At 53.8% G+C, this 25,534-nt stretch carries 26 protein-coding genes; 2 read left to right on the top strand and 24 right to left on the bottom strand.

What is annotated here, in order from left to right; genetic code table 11:
* Positions 1-3 precede the first annotated feature (3 nt).
* Positions 4-669 carry a 6-phosphogluconate phosphatase gene (gene yieH / locus WN53_RS07865; protein ID WP_024484701.1) on the top strand — a complete coding sequence of 222 codons (666 nt, stop codon included), beginning with the start codon at positions 4-6 and terminating at the stop codon, positions 667-669.
* 47 nt (positions 670-716) lie between these two features.
* Here yieH and WN53_RS07860 read toward each other — a convergent pair whose 3' ends face one another.
* The 13 genes from WN53_RS07860 to glmU form a co-directional block, all read right to left on the bottom strand.
* Positions 717-1,277: a YagU family protein gene (locus tag WN53_RS07860; protein ID WP_024484700.1), complete on the bottom strand. Its 561-nt coding sequence runs from the start codon at positions 1,275-1,277 to the stop codon at positions 717-719.
* Positions 1,278-1,491: 214 nt separating this feature from the next.
* Entirely contained in the window at positions 1,492-2,232 is a 741-nt protein-coding gene (locus WN53_RS07855; RefSeq protein ID WP_024484699.1) for an amino acid ABC transporter permease, read from the bottom strand.
* A 1-nt stretch (position 2,233) separates the two neighbouring features.
* Positions 2,234-2,959: an amino acid ABC transporter permease gene (locus WN53_RS07850; protein WP_024484698.1), complete on the bottom strand. Its 726-nt coding sequence runs from the start codon at positions 2,957-2,959 to the stop codon at positions 2,234-2,236.
* Positions 2,960-3,027: 68 nt separating this feature from the next.
* The gene (locus tag WN53_RS07845; RefSeq protein ID WP_024484697.1) at positions 3,028-3,867 is read right to left on the bottom strand and encodes an ABC transporter substrate-binding protein; all 840 of its coding nucleotides are present in this window, start codon (positions 3,865-3,867) and stop codon (positions 3,028-3,030) included.
* 167 nt (positions 3,868-4,034) lie between these two features.
* A complete protein-coding gene (gene phoU / locus WN53_RS07840) occupies positions 4,035-4,766 on the bottom strand; it encodes a phosphate signaling complex protein PhoU (RefSeq protein ID WP_024484696.1) in 732 nt (243 codons plus the stop codon).
* 12 nt (positions 4,767-4,778) lie between these two features.
* On the bottom strand, positions 4,779-5,549 hold the full coding sequence (gene pstB, locus WN53_RS07835; protein ID WP_370454353.1) for a phosphate ABC transporter ATP-binding protein PstB: 771 nt from the start codon (positions 5,547-5,549) through the stop codon (positions 4,779-4,781).
* Positions 5,550-5,602: 53 nt separating this feature from the next.
* Complete coding sequence (gene pstA, locus WN53_RS07830) at positions 5,603-6,493, bottom strand: phosphate ABC transporter permease PstA (protein WP_024484695.1); 891 nt, start codon at positions 6,491-6,493, stop codon at positions 5,603-5,605.
* 1 nt (position 6,494) lies between these two features.
* Positions 6,495-7,451, bottom strand: a complete 957-nt coding sequence (pstC, locus tag WN53_RS07825) for a phosphate ABC transporter permease PstC (protein WP_024484694.1) — start codon at positions 7,449-7,451, stop codon at positions 6,495-6,497.
* 90 nt (positions 7,452-7,541) lie between these two features.
* Entirely contained in the window at positions 7,542-8,582 is a 1,041-nt protein-coding gene (pstS, locus tag WN53_RS07820; RefSeq protein ID WP_024484693.1) for a phosphate ABC transporter substrate-binding protein PstS, read from the bottom strand.
* Positions 8,583-8,907: 325 nt separating this feature from the next.
* Positions 8,908-9,987, bottom strand: coding sequence for a GNAT family N-acetyltransferase (locus tag WN53_RS07815; RefSeq protein ID WP_024484692.1), 1,080 nt, complete (start codon positions 9,985-9,987; stop codon positions 8,908-8,910).
* Between the two features lies 1 nt (position 9,988).
* Positions 9,989-11,104 (bottom strand): ATP-grasp domain-containing protein, encoded by a 1,116-nt coding sequence (locus WN53_RS07810; RefSeq protein WP_024484691.1) that lies wholly within the window; start codon positions 11,102-11,104, stop codon positions 9,989-9,991.
* Positions 11,105-11,226: 122 nt separating this feature from the next.
* Positions 11,227-13,056: a glutamine--fructose-6-phosphate transaminase (isomerizing) gene (glmS, locus tag WN53_RS07805; RefSeq protein ID WP_024484690.1), complete on the bottom strand. Its 1,830-nt coding sequence runs from the start codon at positions 13,054-13,056 to the stop codon at positions 11,227-11,229.
* 268 nt (positions 13,057-13,324) lie between these two features.
* The gene (gene glmU, locus WN53_RS07800; RefSeq protein WP_037412125.1) at positions 13,325-14,695 is read right to left on the bottom strand and encodes a bifunctional UDP-N-acetylglucosamine diphosphorylase/glucosamine-1-phosphate N-acetyltransferase GlmU; all 1,371 of its coding nucleotides are present in this window, start codon (positions 14,693-14,695) and stop codon (positions 13,325-13,327) included.
* A 47-nt stretch (positions 14,696-14,742) separates the two neighbouring features.
* On the opposite strand from glmU, the gene WN53_RS28595 reads away from it, so the two are divergent.
* Complete coding sequence (locus WN53_RS28595; RefSeq protein WP_158645270.1) at positions 14,743-15,009, top strand: hypothetical protein; 267 nt, start codon at positions 14,743-14,745, stop codon at positions 15,007-15,009.
* Here WN53_RS28595 and WN53_RS07795 read toward each other — a convergent pair.
* The 11 genes from WN53_RS07795 to mnmG all read right to left on the bottom strand — a co-directional run bounded on the left by WN53_RS07795 (position 14,990) and on the right by mnmG (position 25,156).
* On the bottom strand, positions 14,990-15,409 hold the full coding sequence (locus WN53_RS07795) for a F0F1 ATP synthase subunit epsilon (RefSeq protein WP_004933814.1): 420 nt from the start codon (positions 15,407-15,409) through the stop codon (positions 14,990-14,992). The genes WN53_RS28595 and WN53_RS07795 overlap by 20 nt on opposite strands.
* A gap of 20 nt (positions 15,410-15,429) precedes the next feature.
* Positions 15,430-16,812: a F0F1 ATP synthase subunit beta gene (gene atpD / locus WN53_RS07790; RefSeq protein ID WP_024484688.1), complete on the bottom strand. Its 1,383-nt coding sequence runs from the start codon at positions 16,810-16,812 to the stop codon at positions 15,430-15,432.
* Positions 16,813-16,844: 32 nt separating this feature from the next.
* Entirely contained in the window at positions 16,845-17,708 is an 864-nt protein-coding gene (atpG, locus tag WN53_RS07785; protein ID WP_021181426.1) for a F0F1 ATP synthase subunit gamma, read from the bottom strand.
* A 57-nt stretch (positions 17,709-17,765) separates the two neighbouring features.
* Positions 17,766-19,307 carry a F0F1 ATP synthase subunit alpha gene (gene atpA / locus WN53_RS07780; protein ID WP_021181427.1) on the bottom strand — a complete coding sequence of 514 codons (1,542 nt, stop codon included), beginning with the start codon at positions 19,305-19,307 and terminating at the stop codon, positions 17,766-17,768.
* Positions 19,308-19,319: 12 nt separating this feature from the next.
* Positions 19,320-19,853 (bottom strand): F0F1 ATP synthase subunit delta, encoded by a 534-nt coding sequence (atpH, locus tag WN53_RS07775; protein ID WP_024484687.1) that lies wholly within the window; start codon positions 19,851-19,853, stop codon positions 19,320-19,322.
* A 14-nt stretch (positions 19,854-19,867) separates the two neighbouring features.
* Positions 19,868-20,338 (bottom strand): F0F1 ATP synthase subunit B, encoded by a 471-nt coding sequence (gene atpF / locus WN53_RS07770; RefSeq protein ID WP_024484686.1) that lies wholly within the window; start codon positions 20,336-20,338, stop codon positions 19,868-19,870.
* A 56-nt stretch (positions 20,339-20,394) separates the two neighbouring features.
* The gene (gene atpE / locus WN53_RS07765; protein ID WP_004393045.1) at positions 20,395-20,634 is read right to left on the bottom strand and encodes a F0F1 ATP synthase subunit C; all 240 of its coding nucleotides are present in this window, start codon (positions 20,632-20,634) and stop codon (positions 20,395-20,397) included.
* A 49-nt stretch (positions 20,635-20,683) separates the two neighbouring features.
* Entirely contained in the window at positions 20,684-21,463 is a 780-nt protein-coding gene (gene atpB, locus WN53_RS07760) for a F0F1 ATP synthase subunit A (protein ID WP_024484685.1), read from the bottom strand.
* A 22-nt stretch (positions 21,464-21,485) separates the two neighbouring features.
* Entirely contained in the window at positions 21,486-21,869 is a 384-nt protein-coding gene (gene atpI, locus WN53_RS07755; protein ID WP_024484684.1) for a F0F1 ATP synthase subunit I, read from the bottom strand.
* 636 nt (positions 21,870-22,505) lie between these two features.
* Positions 22,506-23,126 carry a 16S rRNA (guanine(527)-N(7))-methyltransferase RsmG gene (rsmG, locus tag WN53_RS07750; RefSeq protein ID WP_024484683.1) on the bottom strand — a complete coding sequence of 207 codons (621 nt, stop codon included), beginning with the start codon at positions 23,124-23,126 and terminating at the stop codon, positions 22,506-22,508.
* A 140-nt stretch (positions 23,127-23,266) separates the two neighbouring features.
* A complete protein-coding gene (gene mnmG, locus WN53_RS07745) occupies positions 23,267-25,156 on the bottom strand; it encodes a tRNA uridine-5-carboxymethylaminomethyl(34) synthesis enzyme MnmG (protein WP_024484682.1) in 1,890 nt (629 codons plus the stop codon).
* Positions 25,157-25,534 lie beyond the last annotated feature (378 nt).

Below are 25,534 nucleotides of genomic sequence, written 5' to 3'. Positions count from 1 at the left end.
CCAATGAATCAGGTTGAATGTGTTTTATTTGATTGCGATGGCACACTGGTAGACAGCGAAGTGCTGTGCAGCAAGGCCTATGTGCATATGTTTGCCCACTACGGCATCGAGCTGGCGCTGGAAGAGGTCTTTAAAAAGTATAAAGGGATCAAGCTCTACGAGATCATTGAATTGGTTAACGCCGAGCACGGGGTCAATTTACCCGCCAGCGATCTGGAGCCGATTTTTCGCCAGGAAGTGGCCCGTCTGTTTGATGCCGAGCTCCAGCCGATTGCCGGTGCACGGGAGTTGCTGGCACAAATGAATGCCCCGATGTGCACCGTTTCTAACGGCCCGGTGAGCAAAATGCAGCATTCGCTGGGGTTAACCGACATGCTGTCCTATTTTGATGACCGGTTGTTCAGCGGCTACGATATTCAACGCTGGAAACCCGATCCGGCCATCGTATTCCATGCCGCCCAACAGATGCAGGTGCCCGTAGAGCGCTGTATTCTGGTGGATGATTCCGTTGCCGGTGCCCAGGCGGGGATCGCGGCTGGCATCCCGGTGTTCTACTTCTGCGCCGATCCTCATAATCAACCGATCGATCACCCATTGGTGACAACGTTTGACGATCTGGCACAGCTGCCTGCGCTGTGGCAGCAACGGGGCTGGCAGCTTACCCGTTAAACCACCTTGATATTCAGCGGGGAGAATACCCCGCTGAACTTTAGCGATTAACGATAAGATCCCAGCGGGACTTCGGCGTCAGGCTCATGAGTAATTCTGTTACGTAAGTCCCGACGAACTATCTCAATCACCCAAAACCAAAATATATGCCCCAAAATTTCAGAAAGGTACTCATCAAATGGCAGCATTGAAAGTGGGGGAGTCAAACCAAGCAGAGGGAAACTAATGCCATGCACGGCAACGGTGGCAATGATACCCGCCAACACCCCCTGCCAAAGTTTGATCTTTGGAAAAACTTCGGCAACCAAGCAGTAACCGATAGCAAAGACCAGCGAAAATATGACGTGCGTAACCATAACCGGATTAATAATATGCTCAGAAAAGGTATATACCGTACCGGTTGGATCTATCCCAAGATAATCTCTTAAAAAAAGATAAGGCGGGTTAAATTCAGCCCGACCATCACTCAGGGTTCTTGGCGGTAGCGGAACCTCTGCCCCCCACTTGACAAAAGCAGAGAGGATCCCGCCAATAATGCCAACAAACAAGGCAACGCCATACCGCCGCCGACTTGGTTCCGTTCTAATAAATAACGCACTAATTTTCATAATGATAACCATCCAATGGAAATATATAAATCACTCTTATTTATACTCTAAATCACTCGAGCTGCATGACAAAAACGTAATACATTGATCACAATCATAAATTTAACGTAAAGCGATAAGAAATCATTAGTAACCATAAGACATCAAGCCCCCACACCATGCTAATTAATTAGCCAGAGTATAGATAGGGGCAACCATTCCTACTGTAACCTGATTAACTAGCCGGTAGCGGCGGGCGATTACGCCACCAGCGCCAGCTGCGTTTTAGCGCTTTGGTCTGCGGGCTAAGGCGTTTGTTCAGCCCGTTCGCCAGCACGTCCAGCGTGAGGCAGAAGATGAAATAGACCAGTGCCACAAACAGGAACACCTCCATCGGGTAAACCATACTGCGGTTATTGACCTGAGTAGCCAGGAAGGTCAGCTCACCCACGCCGACGATGTACGCCAGCGAAGTGTCTTTAATCAGCGAGATCCACTGGTTGATAAACGAAGGCACCATCATGCGCAGCGCCTGCGGCAAGACGATCATCCGCAGCACCTGCCAACGGTTTAAACCGAGCGATAACCCCGCCTGCCATTGCCCTGCACCGATAGCCACGATGCCCGCTTTTACCGCATGGGCCAGATAGGCCGAGGCGATCAGCGCCAGCGCGCACACCACGGTGGTAATTTCCGGGATATCGACGCCAAACACGATTGGCAGCAGGAAGTAAGTCCAGAAAATCAACATGATCACCGGGATGGCGCGGAAAAAACCGAGCACCATCGCCAATACCCCAGCCAGCACCCCACGCGACATCGCCAGCGCGACACCCAGCAGCGTACCCAGAATTGCCGACGCCAGCCCGGCCATCAGGCTGATCGCCAACGTCAACGCAGCACCGCCCAAAGACCCATCCGGGAAGGTGCCCCACAGCAGGTAACCCAGGTTTTCCTGGATAACGGTAAAGTCCATCTTAGTGCCCCCCCAGCGGTTTACGCTGTTGACGCCACATGCCCCAGCCTTCCAGCAGGGCAATGATGGCGATATACAACACCGTTGCCACGCCAAACGCCTGGAAGGTCCGCAGAGTTTCGGTTTCCACCTGGCGCGAAGCGTAAGACAGCTCAGCCAGGCCGATCGCCATGGTCAGCGATGAGTTCTTAATCACGTTCATGTACTGCCCCAGCAGCGGCGGGAAAGCGATTTTCAGCGCCTGGGGCAACACCACATAACGCATCGATTGCCAGCCGGTCAGCCCTAGCGCGTAGGCTGCATACTTTTGTCCACTGGCGACGCCACGGATACCGGAGCGGATCTCTTCGGCAATAAACGCGGTGGAATAAAGCGTCAGGCCGAAGAAGCCCGCCAGGAATTCAAAAGAGGGCCAGTCGAGAAAGCCTAACTGATGGGGGGTATTCAGCCATTGCATGGCGAAGGAAGGCAGGATCTGCCCTGCGGCGAAATACCAGAAGAACAGTTGCACCAGCAGAGGAGTATTGCGAAATAGCGCGCTGTAGGCCACCGCCAGCCAGCTTAACGGGCGCAGGCTGCTGTCCCGCATCGCCGCCAGGCCAAAACCCAGCAGCGTTGCCGCCAGCCCGGCACAGGCCGACAGCCATAAGGTCATCAAGAAGCCATTCCATAGCCAGCTCAGATACTGCGGCGCCAACAGCCAGTCTGAGAGTTGTTGCAGATTCATGCGAGGTACTTCCCCTCACCCCAACCCTCTCCGTCACGGTTCAAAACCGGGGAGAGGGAGAAGGGAGATTAGGCTTTAGGTTGCTGATCCAACGGGCCGATCTTGAAATCGCCACGCGGTTGGGCGGTTTTGGTTTCCGGGCCGAACCAGCGATCGTAAATCTTCACCGCATCGCCGTCTTTTTCCAGTTTGATCAAGGTATCGTTAACGGTAGCCGTGAGGCGATCTTCGCCTTTCGGGATACCAACGCCCTGATATTCTTTGGTGATGCTGAACGGAGAGATTTCAAAGTCGGCTTTTTGCGCAGCGGGCAGGTTGCCCAGCAGGCCAACCAGCTTGGCATCGTCCTGGGTGATGGCCTGAACGTTACCGTTACGTAGGGCAACAAACGCCAGTGGGGTATCGTCGTAAGAGATCACCTTGGCCGTTGGGTAGTGCTCACGCAGGGTAATTTCCTGCACCGTGCCTTTATCCGCGCCGATGCGCAGTTTTTTGATATCTTCAGGAGTTTTCAGCACGCCCTTATGGGCAATGAATTTCTGGCCGGTAGCAAAATACGGCACGCTGAAATTCACCTCTTTGGCACGCTCGTCGGTGATGGTGAAGTTGGCCGCGATCAGATCAACCTTTTTGGATACCAGCAAAGGAATGCGGTTAGCCGGGTTGGTGGCGCGCAGTTCAACCTTGACGCCCAGCGCCTTACCGATGGCTTCGGCCACGTCCACGTCATAACCCACCAGTTTTTTGCTCTGCGGATCGACATAACCAAACGGTGGGTTGCTATCGAATACCGCAATACGCACCACGCCAGCTTTTTGAATATCATCGAGTTTATCGGCATGTGCCACACCGGTGGCAAGGCTGGTCAGGCTGGCTAACAGAGATAAGGCTAAGACGCGCTGTTTCATGAAAGGCTCCCAAGTGATTGATGTCCCGCTGGCTGATAAGCTAGCAAGCCTCACTTAGGTCAGGAAATAATATTAAACGCTATAGTTATAACCTTTTTAACTTTACGGTTTTTAAATGGCATAAAGGCGCCATTTTCAGCGCCTTCAGGGATAAATCACTGGTTGAATTACGCTTTTTTCTCGTCTTTACCGTCTGACAACAGCTTGTCCAGCGCATCGCCACCGATATGGCGGAAATCCTGGCCTTTGACGAAGTAGAAGATAAATTCGCAAATATTCTGGCAGCGATCGCCGATACGCTCGATAGAGCGGGCACAGAACAGCGCCGTCAGCACGCTCGGAATGGTGCGCGTATCTTCCATCATATAGGTCATCAACTGACGCACGATGCCTTCATATTCCTGATCGACCTTCTTGTCTTCGCGGTAAATCCGGATCGCTTCATCCAGATCCATACGCGCAAAGGCATCCAACACGTCATGCAGCATCTGCACGGTGTGGCGGCCCAGTGACTCCAGGCTGACCAGCAATGGCTGATGCTGGTGCGAGAATTTCTCCAGGGCGGTGCGACAGATCTTGTCCGCTACGTCGCCGATGCGTTCCAGCTCGGAAATGGTCTTGATGATCGCCATCACCAGGCGCAGGTCGCTGGCGGTCGGCTGGCGTTTGGCAATGATGCGCACGCAGGCCTCGTCGATCGCCACTTCCATCATATTGACCTTGGCATCACCCTCGATCACCCGTTTGGCCAGTTCACCGTCCTGGTTATGCATCGCGGTAATGGCGTCGGTCAGTTGTTGCTCCACCAGCCCGCCCATGGTCAGCACCTGGGTGCGGATGTGCTCAAGTTCAGCGTTGAACTGGCCGGAAATGTGTTTGTTTAAATTCAGGTTATCCATGATGCATCCTAATCAACCATAGCGGCCAGTAATGTAGTCTTCGGTCTGCTTTTTCTGTGGCGCGGTAAACAGAGTGTCAGTATCGCTGAACTCGATCAACTCACCCAGATACATAAATGCGGTGGAGTCGGAACAACGCGCCGCCTGCTGCATATTGTGGGTCACGATCACCACGGTGTAGTCAGACTTCAGCTCGCTGATCAGCTCTTCAATCTTGCCGGTGGAAATAGGATCCAGCGCCGAGCAAGGCTCATCCAGCAACAGCACTTCCGGGCGAATGGCAATGCCGCGCGCAATGCACAGGCGTTGCTGCTGGCCACCGGACAGGCTGTAACCGCTTTGGTGCAGTTTGTCCTTGGTCTCGTTCCACAGTGCCGCCTTGGTCAGCGCCCATTGGACACGCTCGTCCATATCCGCACGGGACAATTTCTCGAACAGGCGCACGCCGAAGGCAATGTTGTCGTAAATCGACATCGGGAACGGCGTTGGCTTTTGGAACACCATGCCCACCTTGGCACGCAGCAGCGCGATGTCCTGGTTATCCGTCAGGATATTTTGCCCATCCAGCAGGATATCGCCTTCGGCACGCTGCTCGGGGTAGAGCTGGTACATCTTGTTGAAGGTCCGCAGCAGCGTCGATTTACCGCAGCCAGACGGGCCAATAAACGCGGTCACCTTGTTCTTGGCGATATCCAGCGTGATGTTTTTCAGCGCATGGAATTTGCCGTAGTAAAAGTTCAGATCGCGTACCTGAATTTTGCTGCTGGAAGTAGAGTCAACCATACTCATCAAGACTTCTCTCTTTTCACGGTATCGCCTGAGCGGCACCTAAATTTTTATGAATGCTTTTTCTTGGCGAAAATCACACGCGCCAGGATATTCAGTAACAGTACGCACAGGGTGATCAACAACACCCCGGCCCAGGCCAGCTGTTGCCATTCGGCAAACGGGCTCATGGCAAATTTGAAAATGGTGACCGGCAGGTTGGCGATCGGCTGCATCAGGTCGGTGCTCCAGAACTGATTCGACAGCGAGGTAAACAGCAACGGGGCGGTTTCCCCGGCGATACGCGCAATCGCCAGCAGCACGCCGGTGATAATGCCGGAGACCGACGCCTTCAGCGTAATGGCGGAAATCATGCGCCACTTCGGTGTCCCCAACGCATAGGCCGCTTCACGCAGCGTGTCCGGTACCAGCTTGAGCATGTTTTCGGTGGTGCGGATCACGATCGGGATCTGCAACAGGGCCAGTGCAATAATCCCGGCCCAACCGGAGAAGTGTTCCATCTTCGCTACCACCACGGTGTACACGAACAGGCCCACGACGATCGACGGTGCGGATAACAGAATATCGTTGATAAAGCGGATCACTTCCGCCAGCCAGGATTTACGGCCGTATTCCGCCAGATAGATCCCCGCCATGATCCCCAGTGGGGTGCCGAAGATGGTCGCCCACAGGATCAACAAGCCGCTACCGGCGATGGCGTTAGCCAGACCACCACCCGCGGTATTCGGCGGCGGCGTCATTTCGGTAAACAGTGCCAGCGACATGCCGTCGATGCCCTTGGTGATGGTCGAGAACAGTATCCACACCAGCCAGAACAGGCCAAAGACCATAGTCGCCATCGACAGGAACAGCGCCAGACGGTTTTTCTGCCGACGCCAGGCCTGCATTTTACGGCGGCTTTCCGCCAGTGCTACCGGGTTTTGCATATCCATCGTTGCCATGTTAGCGGCCCTCACGCTTGGCCAGGCGCATCACCATCAACTTCGACAGCGCCAGGACGATAAAGGTGATCACAAACAGGATCAGCCCAAGCTGCATCAACGCAGAGGTATGTAGCCCGGATTCCGCTTCGGCGAATTCGTTAGCCAGCGCCGAGGTGATGCTGTTGCCCGGCATAAACAGCGAGAAGCTGTCGAGCTGGTAGGTGTTACCGATAATAAAGGTCACCGCCATGGTTTCCCCCAGGGCGCGCCCCAGGCCAAGCATCACACCGCCGATCACGCCGTTTTTGGTGAACGGCAGCACAATGCGCCAGATCACTTCCCAGGTAGTGCAGCCGATACCATAGGCCGACTCTTTCATCATCACCGGGGTTTGTTCGAACACATCGCGCATTACCGCCGCAATGTAAGGAATAATCATGATGGCCAGGATCACCCCGGCAGCCAGGATACCGATACCAAATGCCGGGCCGGAGAACAGCTCGCCGACGATCGGGATCCCGGATAACACTTCCCCCACGGGGGTCTGGAAATATTGGGCGAACAACGGGGCAAATACGAACAGGCCCCACATGCCGTAAACGATGCTCGGGATCGCCGCTAACAGCTCTATCGCGATCCCCAATGGGCGCTTGAGCCAGTTAGGGGCCAACTCGGTCAGGAACAGGGCAATACCAAAACTGACCGGCACGGCGATAATCAATGCAATCACCGAGGTGACGACCGTGCCGTAGATCGGTACCAGCGCACCAAACTGTTCGGCTGGCGCATCCCACTCCTTGGTCCACAGGAAGGCAAAACCAAACTTCTGCATGCTTGGCCAGGAGGCGATAATCAGCGAAACGATGATGCCACCCAGCAACAATAGGGTAATCAGCGCCGCCAGTCTGACCAGCGCGCTGAAGATGATGTCACCGTTTTTACCCGGTGCTTTCATGGTCGGCTTGTACTCAGCCATAGATTACTCTTCTGTTTAAAGCTTGAAGGGCCCGGAGTGCCGGGCCCCGACAGTCAGGTTGAGGCGCGGTCTGCCGCACCCCCTGCGTTGTTAGAACAAGGCCTTACCGGAGCTGTCTTTGATGTTGGTCTTCCAGGCAGCACGGATTTGCTCAACCACTTCGGCAGGCAAGGCGGCATAATCCAGATCGCTGGCCTGTGCGGCACCGGTCTTGTAAGCCCAGTCAAAGAACTTCAGCACTTCTGCGCCCTGCTCAGGCTTCTTCTGCTCTTTGTGCACCAGGATGAAGGTGGTGGAGGTGATTGGCCAGACGTTGTCGCCTTTCTGGTTGGTCAGGTCCTGCGCGAAGGTTTTGCTCCAATCCACACCTTTGGCTGCGGCGCTGAAGCTCTCTTCGGTTGGGCTAACCGCTTTGCCATCGGCAGACACTAATTTAGTGTAGGCCAGGTTGTTCTGCTTGGCGTAAGCGTATTCAACATAGCCGATAGAGCCTGGCAGACGCTGAACGAACGCGGCGATGCCGTCATTGCCCTTGCCACCCAGGCCGGTTGGCCAGTTAACGGTTGAGCCTGCACCAATTTTCTCTTTCCACTGCACGTTAGCCTTGGCCAGATAGCTGGTGAAGACGAAAGAAGTCCCGGAACCATCAGCACGACGTACCACGGCGATAGCCTGATCCGGCAGCTTGACGCCCGGGTTCAGTTTAACGATCGCCGGGTCATTCCATTTTTTGATGTTGCCCAGGTAGATATCACCCAGGGTTTGACCATCCAGAGTCAGCTCACCGGATTTGATGCCCGGAATATTCACCGCCAGTACCACGCCACCGATCACGGTAGGGAACTGGAACAGGCCGTCCGCAGCCAGTTTTTCATCGGACAGCGGGGCATCAGAAGCACCAAAGTCAACGGTGTTGGCGATGATTTGCTTCACACCACCAGAGGAGCCGATCCCCTGATAGTTAACCTTGTTGCCGGTTTCTTTCTGATAAGAATCTGCCCACTTGGCATACACCGGAGCGGGGAATGTCGCACCTGCACCGGTCAGGCTAGCAGCAGCGAAGGCGGACACAGAGGCCAAAGAGAAAGTCGCTGCCACAATACTGGCGACGGTGGTACGCATCAGTTTCATAATCCCTCCTAATGGGATATTCAAAATCGACCTTGGGTCGTTTTCATCAGAGTAAGTATTGCTGCAGGAGGGAAAATAGGACAGTTTGGTGACAGTTAAATGTACGAAATATGACAGTTATATTACAGTGGAGGGTGATTGATATTTAGTTGATTAAAATCAGTGAGATGACGGCGCTTTTAGACAAAAAACAATCTACAAAAATCTGCCTGTTGCTGCACTATCTCTCTGAATATGAGCGGTTTTCGCTGTTTTTTACACGCTTGTCATATTGCCAATCGCTGGCGCACTATCCCCAAGTTGCAGGCCACTATCTTGGTAACGTTCATAACTGATAGCGCTTCAATAACGGCTGATAGACCTTGAGGGAAAGCCAGGAAATCAGCGCCCACACGCCACGCTGATAAACGTTCAGGTGCCGGACATAAACCATGCTGTATTCAATCACCGGTTGGCAACCGCGAACCCGCTTAAAATCTGGCGCGCCAGAACTCAAATTGAGGAACAGCTTATGTTCCATAGCGTAGCGTAACGCAAAGGCGATCAGACGACGATATAAGGCCAATGATGCGGGTAATTCCGTCCGATAGCCGACGATCGGCACCGTTACCGTCTGTTCCAACTGAACCATTCCCAACACCCCCACCATTTGCTGCTGGTGGAACAAACCGTACAGTTGCAACACGCCAAGCTGCGAGGCCTGAGATAAATAACCGGTGGTAAACTGCACATTCTGGCGGCTGTATTTTTCCAGGTAGAGCTGGTTATAGAGGCGTTCGGCACACTGCATCTGCTCGGGATCATCGGCCGACAGCCGTTTGAACTCCCATCCCACCTGATGCAGCAGTTTGTCATCCCGGCGCGCGTTGATTTTACCCCACCAGCGTATAGGATCGTCCAGGCAATAAACCTGACGGCTGACGATAGGCAGCCAACCTTGCTGGGAGAGCTGCGCCAACAGCTCGGGGGTCTGCTGATCATTGAGCGAACGGATCATCAAAGTATGCTGGGGATAACGCTGTAATGCCTGTTGCCGCAACGCATCGGTATCCAGGGTTTGCCAGTGGCTGCTGGTCATATTGGTGGAAAGACACTGATTATTCAGCACCTGGAGCCGATCGACGTATGCCAGCACTAAGGGCCATTTCAGCAACAGCGTCAGCCCGTTGCACAGCGCCCGCAACGCACCGTTATCGATTTTGATAATTTCATCCCGCGCGTAATCAACGATCAGAGCCAGCGGGGAAACCACATAGCAATTACCGGGCACGTAATCATTGACCGTCGCCGGTATCCAGAAGCCATCCTGTTGATACTCGGTCATCGACGTCTGGAGATTGGCGATCATGCCTGGCTGTTGCAACAGGGTCACTTGCAGGCGCTGCCACTGATTAACCTGCTCCATGCTAACCGTCCCACTCGATGTCGAAAGTGCTGGCATCGGTGAGGGGCCGCCGATAGCGCAAGCTGCGGTACCCCATTTCCAACAACGCGCACCACTGTGCTCCGGCACTTATCGGCCAACGGGGATCGTTGAGCAGATTAGGCGCTTGGCGAAAATCCTGCCATAGCGTCGCCAACTGCTTATCGCGCCAAGCCTGCCAGGCAAAAAATAACAGTACGATCACGCCCACATGTCCTGCCTTGGGCGGCGCTGGCAGATATTGCAATTGCCCATCGGCAGCGATGGACATCTGAGCCCCCAGCAAATGCAGGCCGCTGGTGGCCCTGGGATTACACTCAATAACAAAAATCACCCCGTCCTGTTCGATAAAATCGAACGCCACCTGGCCATGAAAGCCGGTTTTTTCCCCAAACTGACGGACAAAATCGTCCAGCCGCCGATCCTGATAGGGAACAAAGTAGCTGCCTGCAGCCTGATTGAAGCAGTATTTGGGTTGATAAGCCTGATGCACGATTAGCCTGCCGTGCTCAAAAACGGCATAGTTACACAACGCCACGCCGTCTAATTTCTGCTGCTGCACCCAGGGGATATGCTCGTTGAGCTGTCGATCGTTCAATACACCCGGTTTCGGCGTGCGGATCACTTGGCGACCAAAGCGTGAATAAACCGGTTTCAAAATGGTCAGGGGATCGTCGGCAATTTGCGAGCAGGAGGTCAGTAATCGGGTCGCAGGAGTCCGCACCTCACCCAATCCCGTTAACAGGCTCAGGCTTTGGTACTTATGATGCAGTTCAAATAGCAACCGCCGTTCAGGTATCAGCCACTCGGTAGGCCCGATATACGCAGCAAACGCTTGGGAGAGGTAGAAGATCTCTTCACAGGTGGGGATCAGCAGCTCAATAGCATGTTGGTCGAGATAGCCTTGCAGCTGCCGTTGATAACCGGCAAGATCCTGGCGCGGGGAGGGAAGCCGTAGATAACCTTCAATCCCTTGCAAAAAGCGGCCCAGCGGCCACTTCAGGCTATCCGCCAACCAGACGCGGTGCCCGCTGCGCAACGCAATACGCGCCCACTCTATCGCCACCGGAGCCCGTGCCCCTGTAATCAAAATATTCATTATCTACGCATTCCCTTCCCTGTAGCATCACCCGCCAATCATAGCGTTAATGGTAAAACCGGGGCTAAAAAAATACCGTGTTGAGTAACCCAACACGGTATTCATAGCAGGAAGGTTAACGATTATTCCACGGTAACGGACTTCGCCAGGTTACGTGGCTGATCCACATCGGTGCCTTTGATCAGGGCAACGTAGTAAGACAGCAACTGCAACGGCACGGTGTAGAAGATCGGTGCGACGATATCCTCCACGTGCGGCAGTGGGATGATGGTCATCCCTTCGCTGCTGACGAAGCCGGCATCCTGATCGGCGAACACATACAGCTGACCACCACGGGCACGCACCTCTTCGATATTGGATTTAAGCTTCTCCAACAGCTCGTTGTTAGGCGCAACCACGATCACCGGCATGTCGGCATCGATCAACGCCAGCGGGCCGTGCTTAAGCTCACCGGCTGCGTACGCCTCTGCGTGGATATAGGAAATCTCTTTGAGCTTCAGCGCCCCTTCCATAGCGATCGGGTATTGATCGCCACGGCCAAGGAACAGTGCGTGATGCTTGTCAGAGAAACCTTCCGCCAGCGCTTCGATGCTCTTATCCAGTGACAGCATCTGCTCGATACGCGCAGGCAGGGCTTGCAGACCATGCACAATGTCATGCTCTACGCTTTCCGCCATCCCTTTCAGCCGGCCAAGACGCGCCACCAGCATCAACAGCACAGCAAGCTGTGTGGTAAAGGCTTTTGTGGAGGCAACGCCGATTTCGGTACCGGCCTTGGTCATCAGCGCCAGATCGGATTCACGCACCAGCGAAGAACCCGCCACGTTGCACACGGCCAGAGAACCTAAGTACCCTAGCTCTTTGGACAAGCGCAGTGCTGCCAGCGTATCGGCGGTCTCACCAGATTGAGACAGGGTGATGATCAGGCTGCCTGGACGTACCGCTGACTTGCGATAACGGAATTCGGAGGCAATCTCTACGTCACAAGGCACACCGGCCAGCGACTCGAACCAGTAACGAGCCACCATCCCCGAGTGGTAAGAAGTCCCACAGGCGATGATCTGCACGTGCTGCACTTTTGACAGCAGTTCGTCAGCGTGCGGGCCAAGCTCACTCAGGTCGATCTTGCCATGGCTGAAACGCCCCTCAAGGGTGTTTTTCAGCGCCATTGGCTGCTCAAAAATCTCTTTTTGCATGTAATGACGGTATGCGCCTTTGTCACCGGCGTCGTATTGCACCTGAGATTCGATCTCTGGGCGCTCAATCGCATTACCCTGCTTGTCAAAAATGCTGACGGTGCGGCGGGTCACTTCTACCACATCGCCTTCTTCCAGGAAGATAAAGCGGCGGGTTACCGGCAGCAGAGCCAGTTGGTCGGAAGCAATGAAGTTCTCGCCCACGCCACGGCCAATCACCAGCGGGCTACCTGAACGGGCAGCCACCAATACGCTCGGATCGCGGCTGTCCATCACCACGGTGCCATAAGCGCCACGCAGTTGCGGGATCACACGCTGAACCACTTCCAGCAGCGTACCGCCCTGTTTCTGTTCCCAATGCACCAGGTGAGCAATCACCTCGGTATCGGTTTCAGAACTGAAGTGATAACCACGCGCAATCAGCTGTTCGCGCAGCGGCTCGTAGTTTTCGATAATGCCGTTATGCACTACCGCGATGTAATCTGAAACATGAGGATGCGCGTTCGCCTCTGAAGGTTCACCGTGCGTCGCCCAACGGGTATGGGCAATCCCGGTACCACCATGCAGATCCTGTTGCTCTGCCGCTTCAGCCAGTTTTTGTACCTTGCCGACACGACGTAAACGGCTGACGTTACCTTCGTTATCCACCACGGCAAGACCCGCTGAGTCATAGCCCCGGTATTCCAGGCGACGTAAACCTTCCAGCAGGATCTCGGCGATATCACGTTGCGCTACTGCACCTACAATTCCACACATCTGTTGTATTCCTAATTAAACGCCTTGCGGGCGCTTTCGATGTCTCGACCTGATTTTTGCCGGTTTTACCGTGCTTCCCCGAGCCTGTAGAGAATGGGGATTATTATGTTTTGCTCTGTACTCTTTAGTGAAAGTACAGAGCAAAACACTAGTTAAAACGGGCGCAGCATGCAGCGCCCCTACGCAGGACCACAGATTAATTTCTGAACCCGCCCACAACACCGAAATAGCTCCCTCTCCCTGTGGGAGAGGGTTGGGGTGAGGGGACCTACTTCTTCTTGGTTGGACGCTGCCAGCCTTGAATGTGCACCTGCTTGACCCGGCTCAACACCAGCTCATTATCCGCAATATCACGGGTCACCGTGGTACCGGCAGCTATCGTCACCCCTTTGCCTACGGTGACCGGAGCTACCAGCTGAGTGTCCGAGCCGACAAACACGCCGTCGCCGATAATGGTTTTGTGCTTGTTGGCACCGTCGTAGTTGCAGGTGATGGTACCGGCACCGATATTCACATCGTCGCCAATCTCGGCGTCGCCCAGATAGCTCAGATGGCCAGCCTTGGAGCCTTTGCCCAGGCGGGCCTTCTTGATTTCCACGAAGTTGCCAACGTGGGCACCTTCCGCCAGTTCGGCACCAGGGCGCAGACGGGCAAATGGGCCAACGGTACAGGCCGCCTCCAGCTGCGCATCTTCCAGCACGCTGTATGGGCTGATCTCGCAGTCGTCGCCAATCACGCAATCTCTCAGTATGCAGCCAGCACCGATCTTCACGCGGTTACCCAGCTTGACCATGCCTTCGATAATCACGTTGGCATCGATGGAGATGTCACGGCCATGTTCCAGCACGCCACGCAGATCGAAACGTGCCGGATCCAGCAGCATCACGCCAGCCAGCAGCAGTTTCTCTGCCTGCTCGGCCTGATACACGCGTTCAAGCTGCGACAGTTGCAGGCGATTATTCACGCCTTCAACTTCGCTCAGGCGCGCCGGGTGAACCGCCTCAATCTTGTTACCCTCAGCATGCGCCAGGGCAATGATGTCGGTGATATAGAATTCACCTTGGGCATTATTATTGTTCAGCTTGCCCAGCCAGCGCTTCAGATCGCGGCCGTTGGCCACCAGAATGCCGGTGTTGATCTCATTAATCTGGCGCTGCTGATCGCTGGCATCTTTATGTTCGACAATGCCCACCACGGTGCCGTTTTCACGTACGATGCGGCCATAACCGCTCGGGTCTTGCAGCTTCACCGTCAGCAGACCAATACCACCCTGAGGCTTGGCTGCCAGCAGGCGGGTCAGCGTTTCAACGGCGATCAATGGCACATCGCCATACAGCATCAGCACGTCTTCATCATCGGCAAAATGCGGTGCTGCCTGCTGCATCGCATGGCCGGTTCCCAACTGCTCGGCCTGCAACACCCAGTTTAGTGCATCATTGTGCAGGGTGCTTTTCAGCAGCTCGCCGCCGTGGCCGTAAACCAGATGGACGTTTTTGGCCCCCAGCTTCATGGCAGCATCAATGACGTGCTGCACCATTGGTTTACCCGCCAGCGGATGTAACACCTTGGGAAGGTCGGAATACATGCGTGTTCCCTTGCCCGCGGCGAGGATAACCACGCTCATTGCGCTGTTAGACATAAGCAACCTGATAACTCCATTTTGATGGACGAAAGTAAAACCGTTTGATGGCGGAATTACTACATATTTCTCTACACGAATCCGGCGCAGGCCGCATGGCTCCTAGCCTGCAGCCAATGGTTGCAATCCAACCGTACAGTGAAAAAACTGTCGGCGATCGGCGACGCTTCACGGCGGCGTCAGCGCTAATACAGCACAATGCCTGGCCGGTTGAAACGCTTATTTTAAAACAAAAAAAAAGCGACCCACAGGGGCCGCTTTCTTATTTCCACACGCTGCAGGCAACGTGGGAATTTACATCGCTTTTCTGGTGAGCTCGATAACGCGCAGTTTCGCGATCGCTTTCGCCAGTTCAGCAGATGCCTGAGCATAGTCGACATCGCCATGAGAGCTACGGATGTGCTCTTCAGCTTTACGCTTAGCTTCCAGCGCTCTCGCTTCGTCGAGGTCCGTTCCACGGATGGCAGTGTCCGCCAGCACGGTTACCACGCTCGGCTGTACCTCAAGGATACCGCCGGACAGGTAGATGAACTCTTCTTCACCGTGCTGTTTAACAATACGCACCATGCCAGGCTTGATGGCAGTCAGCAGCGGCGCATGGCCAGGGAAGATCCCCAGTTCGCCTTCGCTGCCTGTCACCTGGATCTTCTGCACCAGGCCGGAAAACATCTGTTTTTCCGCGCTGACGACATCCAGATGGTAAGTCATAGCCATATCACCCTCCTCTCAAGGCGTTACAGTTTCTTGGCTTTTTCCACTGCTTCTTCAATGGTGCCAACCATGTAGAACGCCTGCTCCGGCAGGTGGTCATAGTCGCCGTCCATAATGCCTTTGAAACCACGGATGGTGTCTTTCAGCGATACGAACTTGCCCGGAGAACCGGTAAAGACTTCTGCCACGAAGAACGGCTGAGACAGGAAACGTTGGATTTTACGCGCACGGGATACAACCAGCTTGTCATCTTCTGACAGCTCGTCCATACCCAGGATGGCGATGATATCTTTCAGTTCCTGGTAGCGTTGCAGAATAGACTGCACGCCACGCGCTACGTCGTAGTGCTCCTGGCCAACTACCAGCGGATCCAGCTGACGGCTGGTGGAATCCAGCGGGTCAACGGCCGGGTAGATACCCAGAGAAGCGATGTTACGGCTCAGTACCACGGTTGCATCCAAGTGAGCAAAGGTGGTGGCTGGTGATGGGTCAGTCAAGTCATCCGCAGGAACGTAAACGGCCTGCACAGAGGTGATTGAACCAGTCTTGGTAGAGGTGATACGTTCTTGCAGAACACCCATCTCTTCCGCCAGCGTTGGCTGATAACCTACCGCCGATGGCATACGGCCCAGAAGTGCGGACACTTCGGTACCGGCCAGGGTATAACGGTAGATGTTATCGACGAACAGCAGTACGTCACGACCTTCGTCACGGAACTTCTCAGCCATGGTCAGGCCGGTCAGCGCAACGCGCAGACGGTTACCTGGTGGCTCGTTCATCTGGCCGTAAACCAGGGAAACTTTGTCCAGTACGTTGGAATCGGTCATTTCGTGGTAGAAGTCGTTACCCTCACGAGTACGTTCACCCACGCCCGCAAACACAGAATAACCGGAGTGCTCGATCGCGATGTTACGGATCAGCTCCATCATGTTTACGGTTTTACCTACACCAGCACCACCGAACAGACCAACTTTACCACCCTTGGCGAACGGGCAGATCAGGTCCATTACCTTGATACCGGTTTCCAGCAGATCCTGGGAGCTGGACAGCTCTTCGTAGCTTGGCGCAGGGCGGTGAATAGCCCAACGTTCTTCTTCGCCGATGTCGCCCTTCATGTCGATTGGTTCACCCAATACGTTCATGATACGGCCCAGGGTAGCTTTACCTACCGGTACTTCAATTGGGTGCTGCAGGTCGGTTACGGCCAGACCACGACGCAGACCGTCTGAGGTCCCCATTGCGATACAGCGAACCACGCCGCCACCCAGCTGTTGCTGAACTTCCAGCACCAATTTCTCGGTGCCGTTTGCAACCTCAAGAGCGTTGTACACTTTCGGTACGGCATCCTGAGGGAACTCGACGTCCACCACGGCGCCGATTACCTGGATAATCTTTCCAGTAGCCATCTTGAATCCTCTACGTAATTCGTAAACCTAGCTTAAACCGCGGAGGCTCCCGAAACGATCTCGGTGAGTTCCTGAGTGATGCTGGCCTGACGCGCCTTGTTGTATACCAACTGCAGCTCTTTGATCAGGCTACCGCCGTTATCGGTTGCGGCTTTCATCGCGACCATTCGTGCGGCCTGCTCGCTGGCCAGGTTTTCCACGACGCCCTGATAAACTTGCGATTCCACATAACGGCGCAGCAAGGTATCAAGCAGCACTTTTGGATCGGGCTCATACAGGTAATCCCAGGATTTTTTCTTCAGTTCACTGTCATCAGAAGGTGGCAATGGCAGAAGTTGCAGTAACTGCGGTTCCTGGGACATCGTATTAACAAATTTGTTGCTGACAACGTACAGCTTGTCTAAACGACCTTCGTCGTAGGCTTGCAACATCACTTTCACTGGACCGATCAGATCCGACAGGGAAGGGTTATCCCCCATGCCGGTCACCTGGGCAACCACGTTGCCGCCCACGGAACCAAAGAAAGAGGCCGCTTTTGAGCCAATCAGCGCTAAATCAGCTTCAACGCCTTTTTCAGACCAGCCTTTCATCTCTGCCAACAGCTTCTTGAACAGGTTGATGTTCAAGCCGCCACAGAGACCACGGTCAGTAGACACCACCAGATACCCGACGCGCTTAACGTCACGCTCATCCAGGTACGGGTGCTTATATTCCAGATTCCCTAAAGCCAGGTGACCAATCACCTCGCGCATGGTCTCTGCATAAGGACGGCTGGCCGCCATGCGTTCCTGCGATTTACGCATTTTGGAGGCGGCGACCATTTCCATCGCTTTAGTGATCTTCTGCGTGTTTTGCACGCTGGCGATCTTACTACGTATCTCTTTTGCGCCGGCCATCTCTGCTTCTCCTCATTGCCAGCGGCCTGCCGTCTTGCAACGGCAGGCCGCTATGCGTTACCAGGACTGGGTTGCCTTGAAGGTATCGAGGATGCCTTTCAGCTTGCCTTCGATCTCATCGTTATAAGCACCAGTTTGGTTGATGTGGTTCAGCAGTTCGGCATGCTCGCGGTCCGCAAAAGCAACCAGAGCGGCTTCGAAGCTGACGACTTTCGCCACTTCTACGTCGTTCAGGTAGCCACGCTCGGCGGCAAACAGCACCAGAGACTGTTGTGCGACGGACATCGGCGCATACTGTTTCTGTTTCAGCAGCTCGGTCACTTTCTGACCGTGGCTCAGCTGTTTACGCGTTGCATCGTCCAGATCGGAAGCGAACTGAGAGAACGCAGCCAGTTCACGATACTGTGCCAGAGCGGTACGAATACCACCGGACAGTTTTTTCATGATCTTGGTCTGTGCTGCACCACCCACACGGGATACGGAAATACCCGGGTTAACCGCCGGACGAATACCGGAGTTAAACAGGTTGGATTCCAGGAAGATCTGACCATCGGTAATCGAGATTACGTTGGTCGGAACGAACGCGGAAACGTCACCCGCCTGGGTTTCAATGATCGGCAGAGCGGTCAGTGAACCGGTTTGGCCTTTGACTTCACCTTTGGTGAAGGCTTCAACGTAGTCGGCGTTAACACGCGCAGCACGCTCCAGCAAACGGGAGTGGAGGTAGAATACGTCGCCTGGGTAAGCTTCACGACCTGGTGGACGGCGAAGCAGCAGGGAGATCTGACGGTAAGCAACGGCCTGTTTGGACAGGTCATCGTATACGATCAGCGCATCTTCACCACGGTCACGGAAGTATTCGCCCATTGCGCAACCGGCATATGGCGCCAGGTATTGCAGTGCAGCGGATTCTGACGCGGTAGCCACAACCACGATAGTGTTGGCCAGTGCGCCGTGCTCTTCCAGCTTGCGCACCACGTTAGCGATGGTGGACGCTTTCTGGCCGATAGCCACGTAAACGCATTTGATACCGGAATCGCGCTGGTTGATGATCGCATCGATCGCCAGGGCGGTTTTACCGGTTTGACGGTCGCCGATCACCAGCTCACGCTGGCCACGACCGATTGGGATCATGGCGTCGACCGATTTGTAGCCGGTCTGTACTGGCTGATCAACAGACTGACGTTCGATAACGCCAGGTGCGATAGTTTCAACCGGAGAGAAACCGTCGTTGTCAACCGGGCCTTTACCATCAATAGGTGCGCCCAGAGTGTTGACTACGCGGCCCAGCAGGCCACGGCCAACCGGAACTTCCAGAATACGGCCGGTACATTTTACCTTCATGCCTTCGGCCAGATCCGAATACGGACCCATGACCACGGCACCTACAGAGTCACGCTCCAGGTTCAATGCAATTGCGTAACGGTTGCCTGGCAGTGCGATCATTTCGCCCTGCATAACCTCGGCCAAACCGTGTACGCGGATGATCCCGTCGCTGACGGAAACGATGGTACCTTCATTGTGAGCTTCGCTCACTACATTGAACTGAGCAATGCGCTGCTTGATCAGTTCGCTGATTTCGGTGGAATTCAGTTGCATGCTCCAGTCCCCTTAAGACTGCAAGACGTCTGCCAGGCGCTCGAGACGGCCACGTACGCTGCCATCGATCACCAGATCACCGGCACGGATAATGACACCGGCCAGTACAGACTTGTCAATTTTGCAATTCAGCTTAACTTTGCGTGACAGACGTTTTTCCATCGCAGCGACAATCTTGGCTTGCTGTGTGTCGTTCAGTGCGCTCGATGAGAGCACCTCGACTTCGACGGTGGATTCCAGCGCGGCGCGCAGTTCGATGAACTGTTGCAGCACCGCAGGAAGGACCAGTAAACGCCCATTTTCGGCCATTACACGGATAAAGTTCTGGCCATGTTCGTCGAGCTCATCGCCACAAACCGCAATAAACGTGTTGGACAAGGTTTCAGGTGCGACAGCACCGGAAAGCAGTTCCGCCATCTGTTCATTACGCGTGACAACAGCAGTAAACGCCAGCATTTGCTGCCAGCGTTCTACGCTTTGGTTCTCAACGGCAAAGTCAAAAGCTGCTTTGGCGTAGGGGCGAGCTACGGTGATAAATTCAGACATCAGCCCCTCCCTCCTTACAGTTCAGCGACCAGTTTATCAACGATGTCGCTGTTAGCAGCTTCATCCACGGAACGTTCGATGATCTTCTCGGCACCGGCAATTGCCAGCATCGCGACTTGCTTACGCAACTCTTCACGAGCGCGCTTACGTTCGGCTTCGATCTCAGCCTGAGCCTGCGCGACGATTTTGTTACGCTCCTGCTCGGCTTCTGCTTTCGCTTCGTCCACGATCTGAGCTTTGCGTTTGTTTGCTTGCTCAATAATCGCCTGGGCTTCCGCTTTGGCAGTTTTCAGCTGGTCGGTCGCAGTGGCCTGCGCTAAGTCCAAATCTTTTTTGCCACGTTCTGCAGAAGCGAGGCCATCAGCAATTTCTTTCTGACGCTTCTCGATGGCTGCCATAATCGGCGGCCATACATACTTCATGCAGAACCAGACAAACAGGATGAACGCGATAGCCTGGCCGAGGATTGTTGCGTTAATATTCACAGCACAATGCCTCTTTAAAAGTTAATTAATGGTTGTTTGTAGAGGGTTACCCCTACTTACGCGACAGCAAACATCACGTAAAGACCCAGACCAACAGCGATCATCGGGATGGCGTCAACCAGGCCCATAACGATAAAGAACTGTGTACGCAACAGAGGGATCAGATCAGGTTGACGTGCAGCGCCTTCCAAGAATTTACCACCCAGGATGCCGATACCGATCGCAGCACCGATTGCCGCTAACCCCATCATAATAGCGGCAGCCATGTACAGCAGATCCATATTCAGGTTTTCCATGACAGTCTCCAGTTTGTTTCAGTTTAATAGTGCAAGTGTTTTAAGAAAATCAGTGCTCTTCAGACGCCATCGACAGATAGACGATCGTCAGAACCATGAAAATAAAGGCTTGAAGCGTAATGATCAGGATGTGGAAGATTGCCCAAGGCAAACTCAGCATCCATTGTGACCACCACGGCAACAGACCAGCAATCAGGATGAAGATCAACTCACCCGCATACATGTTGCCGAACAGTCGCAGACCCAGTGAAACAGGTTTGGACAGCAGGCTGACACCTTCAAGGATCAGGTTAATGGGAATAAATACCGGGTGGTTGAACGGCTGCATGGTTAACTCTTTGACGAACCCACCAATGCCTTTCATTTTAATGCTATAGAACAGGATCAGGACAAATACGGCCAACGCCATCGACAACGTGATGTTCACGTCGGCGGTAGGCACCGCACGCAGTGCTGGCAGACCGAGATAATTCTCAGCGATAAACGGCAGGAAGTCGACCGGGATCAGGTCCATCAGGTTCATCAGGAACACCCAGACGAATACCGTCAGCGCCAGCGGAGCAATCACCTTGCTCTTGCCGTGGTACATATCTTTAACGCTGTTATCGACAAAGCCAACGATCAGCTCAACGGCGGTTTGCAACTTTCCGGGCACGCCGCTGGTGGCGTTTTTGGCTACCTTGCGGAAAACCGCCAGAAAGACCACCCCGAGGACAATGGAGAAAAACATCGAGTCGACGTTAACCGACCAGAACCCCGTCCCGACCTGAAGCTGCGTCAGGTGGTGACCGATATACTCCTGTGGAGTCAAGACTTCTCCTGCAGACATGATGCCTCTTACCCTTATTTAGTTAAGTTCGGTAACTGTTAATCACGGCTGGTGCCACTATCTGCACAATCAACACCGCTAAATAGGTCAGGCCAAGCGGTACAAACGCCGCTTTGAACACCCCAAGCGCCACGATCAGCAAAACGATGGTGATCACGACCTTTAGCCCTTCACCAATGGCGAACGACCAGGCAACCCGTCCGGGTGCCGGCGTCTGTGCCTGATGACGCAAGGCAAACAGCATAAACATGGCATTGGGTAACCAGGCAGCCAGGCCACCTGCCAGTGCCGAACCGCTCCACTCCAGACTTTTCAGGCCGAAAGCAGCGCTGATCAAAACAAAAGTCATTAACTGCAGCAACAGCAACTTGCGTGCAACTTTTCCGCTGTACAGGGACACAGACATGACGTTTGTTCTCTCCGTACCCCTGAGGGGGTATGCCGACGTATAAAACTGCCTTTGCGGTTCTGAGTCAAGCAGCAAAAAACGTGCAAATTATACGGGCCACTCCAACGAATTCAATCGATAAGTAGCGAAAAGGTGAACAATTATTTAAATTTCCCCTTTTCGGGCTATTTTCACAAGAAAATGGCCGGAATAATCGCTCGCATTTATTTGTCTGACTATTCCACGGTTGCGGTAAGAAACGTGCAACCGATCACAATACTGACTATTAATGAGTTATAGCCCAGGTTCACGACCTAGGTCTTTAGCTTTTTGGGCGATCAAAAAATATTATAAATCAAATCATTACAACGTAACCGTTCAAAAACAATCCTTATACCCCGTAAAAACCTTTTATTGACATTCACAGGAATAATAAAGCAACACTCAATTAACACTGACAGCAAATCGGAATCTTTCACACATTGTTGCTAACGTGACTATCACCCACTGGAATGATGCATTTTTGACATCACAATGTTAATTAAAGGTAAACAAACGAAGAGGAGGACCTATCTGATTAGCCTGCTTGCTATTTACCTTCTGTACCCTACACCAATCGCTGATTATTTGATGCTAAACAATTCTGATTTGGCTTTAGTGGGCTTTCAGGACGATCAAATGGCGCTCGCCATCCAGCTCAGGTACCTGCAAACGCACCACCGACTCCAGAGAAACCCCTTCTGGCAACTGGGCCAACTCGTCTTGCGGGCAAACTCCTTTCAGCGCATAAAAACGCCCCTGCCCTTTGGCTGGCAGATGGTGACACCAAGCCAACATGTCTTGCAGTGAAGCAAAAGCCCGGCTGATCACACCATCAAACGGCGGTTCTGCCACAAACTCTTCTACGCGGCTCTGTACCGGTTCGATATTGTTCAGCCCCAACTCATGCTGTACCTGGCGAAGGAAGCGTACACGCTTGCCCAGGCTGTCTAACAGGGTGAAATGGGCATCGGGCCGCACTATAGCCAACGGAATGCCTGGCAAACCAGGGCCGGTGCCAACGTCAATAAAGCGTGAACCCGTCAAATGAGCATTCACCACGATGCTGTCCATGATATGACGCACCAGCATTTGCTGAGGATCGCGCACAGAAGTGAGGTTGTAAGCCTTGTTCCACTTGTCGAGCATAGCGACATAACCCAACAATTGCTGCTTTTGTTGATCGGGAAGCGAAATTCCAGCCGCTGCAAGCAACGAATCCAATTTTTTTTGCACAACAGAGTCCTCTGACAGGCTTGGAACAGCAGGCCAATCTGCAACTGCTCACTAAGGCAGTCTATGATAATTCAGGCTTGAGGTGATGTCAGCGGCCGTTTGCTCAGCAGATAGGCAAACGGCCACTCGGTGAACGGATTTTATGCGCTGCGGCGCAGCAAGCCCTGCTTTTTCAGCCAGATCAGCAAAATGGAGATCGCTGCAGGTGTGATACCGGAAATGCGCGAAGCCTGGCCGATCGAGTTAGGCTTGTGATCGTTCAGTTTGGCGATCACCTCGTTGGACAATCCGGAGACCTGACGATAATCGAGATCCAGCGGCAGCACGGTGTTCTCGTTGCGCTGTTGCTTGTCGATCTCATCCTGCTGGCGAGCGATGTAGCCTTCGTATTTCACCTGAATTTCCACTTGCTCAGCGGCTTCGGTGTCTGCCAGTGCAGGAGCAAAAGCGGCCACCGCTGTCAGTTGAGCATAATCCATTTCCGGACGGCGCAGCAGTTCTTCGCCGTTGGCTTCACGTGACAGAGGCGCTTTCAGCAAGACGTTAACCTGCTCGACGTTCTCTGAATGCGGATGTACCCAGATATCACGCAGACGCTGGCGTTCCTGTTCGATGTGCTCGAGCTTTTCGCAGTAGCGCTGCCAGCGTTCATCGTCAACGAGCCCCAATTCGCGGCCTTTTTCCGTCAGGCGCAGATCGGCATTGTCTTCGCGCAGCATCAAACGGTATTCGGCACGTGAGGTAAACATGCGGTACGGTTCTTTGGTGCCCAGCGTACTGAGATCGTCCACCAGCACCCCCAGATAAGCCTGATCGCGGCGTGGTGACCAGCCTTCGTCTTCAACGGCATAACGCCCGGCATTCAATCCTGCCAACAGGCCTTGTGCAGCAGCTTCTTCGTAACCGGTGGTGCCGTTGATCTGGCCTGCGAAGAACAGCCCTTGAATAAATTTGCTTTCCAGCGTTGGTTTTAAATCGCGTGGATCGAAGAAATCGTACTCGATGGCATAGCCAGGGCGAACGATGCGGGCATTTTGCATCCCTTCCATCGAACGCACGATCTGCATCTGTACGTCAAACGGCAAACTGGTGGAAATCCCGTTCGGGTAGATCTCGTTGCTGGTTAACCCTTCAGGTTCCAGGAAGATCTGGTGCGCATTACGATCGGCAAAGCGCATCACTTTGTCTTCGATCGATGGGCAGTAGCGTGGGCCGATCCCTTCGATGATCCCGGCATACATCGGGCTACGATCGAGGTTATTGCGGATCACGTCATGGGTTTTTTCATTGGTGTGCGTGATGTAGCACGGCACCTGTTGCGGATGCTGGCTGGCGTTGCCCAGGAAAGAAAACACTGGAATTGGCGTATCGCCATGTTGCTCAGCCAGAACGCTGAAATCGATAGTGCGTGCATCGATACGGGGAGGTGTACCCGTTTTCAGGCGATTGACACGCAGAGGCAGTTCACGCAGACGCTGTGACAAAGAGATCGACGGAGGATCCCCAGCACGGCCACCGCTGTAGTTTTCCAGGCCGATGTGGATCTTGCCATCCAGGAAGGTGCCTACGGTCAGTACTACCGCTTTGGCACGGAATTTCAGCCCCATCTGGGTCACCGCACCCACTACTCGATCGTTCTCGACGATCAGATCCTCAACCGGTTGTTGGAAGATCATCAGGTTGGGCTGGTTCTCCAATGCGGTGCGAACGGCTTGGCGATACAGGACGCGATCTGCCTGAGCTCGAGTGGCTCGCACTGCTGGGCCTTTGCTGGCGTTTAGTATCCTAAACTGGATGCCCGCATGGTCGATCGCCTTGGCCATCAGCCCGCCGAGTGCATCGATTTCCTTGACCAGATGCCCTTTCCCGATACCACCGATCGCCGGATTACAGGACATTTGTCCCAGCGTGTCGATATTGTGGGTCAGTAATAAAGTCTGACGTCCCATACGTGCCGCAGCCATGGCGGCTTCGGTTCCGGCATGGCCACCACCGATGATAATGACGTCAAATTGCTCTGGATAAAACATGGAACAGCACCTCGGAGTACTTGCGAACGATCGTTGTTTGCCCTGGGGGGAGGATTCTACTCAAGTTTAGTCGATCGACCAAGCGGTCAGGATCTTAGGTAATTAAAAGAAGATCTTTTTTATTTAAAGATCTCTTTATTAGATCTCTTATTAGGATCGCGATCCTCTGTGGATAAGTGATTATTCCAGATAAAGATCAGCCGATTAAGCAGGATCGTTTGCTGTGAATGATCGGTGATCCTGGCCAGTATAAGCTGGGATCTAAATGGCATGTTATCCACAGGACAGAAAGCGTACGACGGTTGTTATTGGGATAACTACCGCTTATACCCTGCTTTCAAGCATAGTTATACACAATCGTTCGCGCGATCTTTAACC

Origin of the sequence: Serratia fonticola, from assembly GCF_001006005.1 — a bacterium.
Classification (GTDB): Bacteria; Pseudomonadota; Gammaproteobacteria; order Enterobacterales; family Enterobacteriaceae; genus Chania; species Chania fonticola.
This window is presented reverse-complemented; position numbering and strand designations above follow the sequence as displayed.

Bases quoted from the DNA above. Each gene is read 5' to 3' on its own strand.
- WN53_RS28595 (WP_158645270.1), top strand. From the start codon at position 14,743: ATGGCGGAATTACTACATATTTCTCTACACGAATCCGGCGCAGGCCGC.
- atpG (WP_021181426.1), bottom strand. From the start codon at position 17,708: ATGGCCGGCGCAAAAGAGATACGTAGTAAGATCGCCAGCGTGCAAAAC.
- pstB (WP_370454353.1), bottom strand. From the start codon at position 5,549: ATGGTTGACTCTACTTCCAGCAGCAAAATTCAGGTACGCGATCTGAAC.
- WN53_RS07845 (WP_024484697.1), bottom strand. From the start codon at position 3,867: ATGAAACAGCGCGTCTTAGCCTTATCTCTGTTAGCCAGCCTGACCAGC.
- WN53_RS07795 (WP_004933814.1), bottom strand. From the start codon at position 15,409: ATGGCTATGACTTACCATCTGGATGTCGTCAGCGCGGAAAAACAGATG.
- WN53_RS07810 (WP_024484691.1), bottom strand. From the start codon at position 11,104: ATGAATATTTTGATTACAGGGGCACGGGCTCCGGTGGCGATAGAGTGG.
- atpB (WP_024484685.1), bottom strand. From the start codon at position 21,463: ATGTCTGCAGGAGAAGTCTTGACTCCACAGGAGTATATCGGTCACCAC.
- phoU (WP_024484696.1), bottom strand. From the start codon at position 4,766: ATGGATAACCTGAATTTAAACAAACACATTTCCGGCCAGTTCAACGCT.
- WN53_RS07860 (WP_024484700.1), bottom strand. From the start codon at position 1,277: ATGAAAATTAGTGCGTTATTTATTAGAACGGAACCAAGTCGGCGGCGG.
- atpI (WP_024484684.1), bottom strand. From the start codon at position 21,869: ATGTCTGTGTCCCTGTACAGCGGAAAAGTTGCACGCAAGTTGCTGTTG.
- glmU (WP_037412125.1), bottom strand. From the start codon at position 14,695: ATGTCTAACAGCGCAATGAGCGTGGTTATCCTCGCCGCGGGCAAGGGA.
- yieH (WP_024484701.1), top strand. From the start codon at position 4: ATGAATCAGGTTGAATGTGTTTTATTTGATTGCGATGGCACACTGGTA.
- mnmG (WP_024484682.1), bottom strand. From the start codon at position 25,156: ATGTTTTATCCAGAGCAATTTGACGTCATTATCATCGGTGGTGGCCAT.
- atpE (WP_004393045.1), bottom strand. From the start codon at position 20,634: ATGGAAAACCTGAATATGGATCTGCTGTACATGGCTGCCGCTATTATG.
- atpA (WP_021181427.1), bottom strand. From the start codon at position 19,307: ATGCAACTGAATTCCACCGAAATCAGCGAACTGATCAAGCAGCGCATT.
- atpD (WP_024484688.1), bottom strand. From the start codon at position 16,812: ATGGCTACTGGAAAGATTATCCAGGTAATCGGCGCCGTGGTGGACGTC.
- pstC (WP_024484694.1), bottom strand. From the start codon at position 7,451: ATGGCTGAGTACAAGCCGACCATGAAAGCACCGGGTAAAAACGGTGAC.
- atpH (WP_024484687.1), bottom strand. From the start codon at position 19,853: ATGTCTGAATTTATCACCGTAGCTCGCCCCTACGCCAAAGCAGCTTTT.
- pstA (WP_024484695.1), bottom strand. From the start codon at position 6,493: ATGGCAACGATGGATATGCAAAACCCGGTAGCACTGGCGGAAAGCCGC.
- WN53_RS07855 (WP_024484699.1), bottom strand. From the start codon at position 2,232: ATGGACTTTACCGTTATCCAGGAAAACCTGGGTTACCTGCTGTGGGGC.
- WN53_RS07815 (WP_024484692.1), bottom strand. From the start codon at position 9,987: ATGGAGCAGGTTAATCAGTGGCAGCGCCTGCAAGTGACCCTGTTGCAA.
- glmS (WP_024484690.1), bottom strand. From the start codon at position 13,056: ATGTGTGGAATTGTAGGTGCAGTAGCGCAACGTGATATCGCCGAGATC.
- pstS (WP_024484693.1), bottom strand. From the start codon at position 8,582: ATGAAACTGATGCGTACCACCGTCGCCAGTATTGTGGCAGCGACTTTC.
- WN53_RS07850 (WP_024484698.1), bottom strand. From the start codon at position 2,959: ATGAATCTGCAACAACTCTCAGACTGGCTGTTGGCGCCGCAGTATCTG.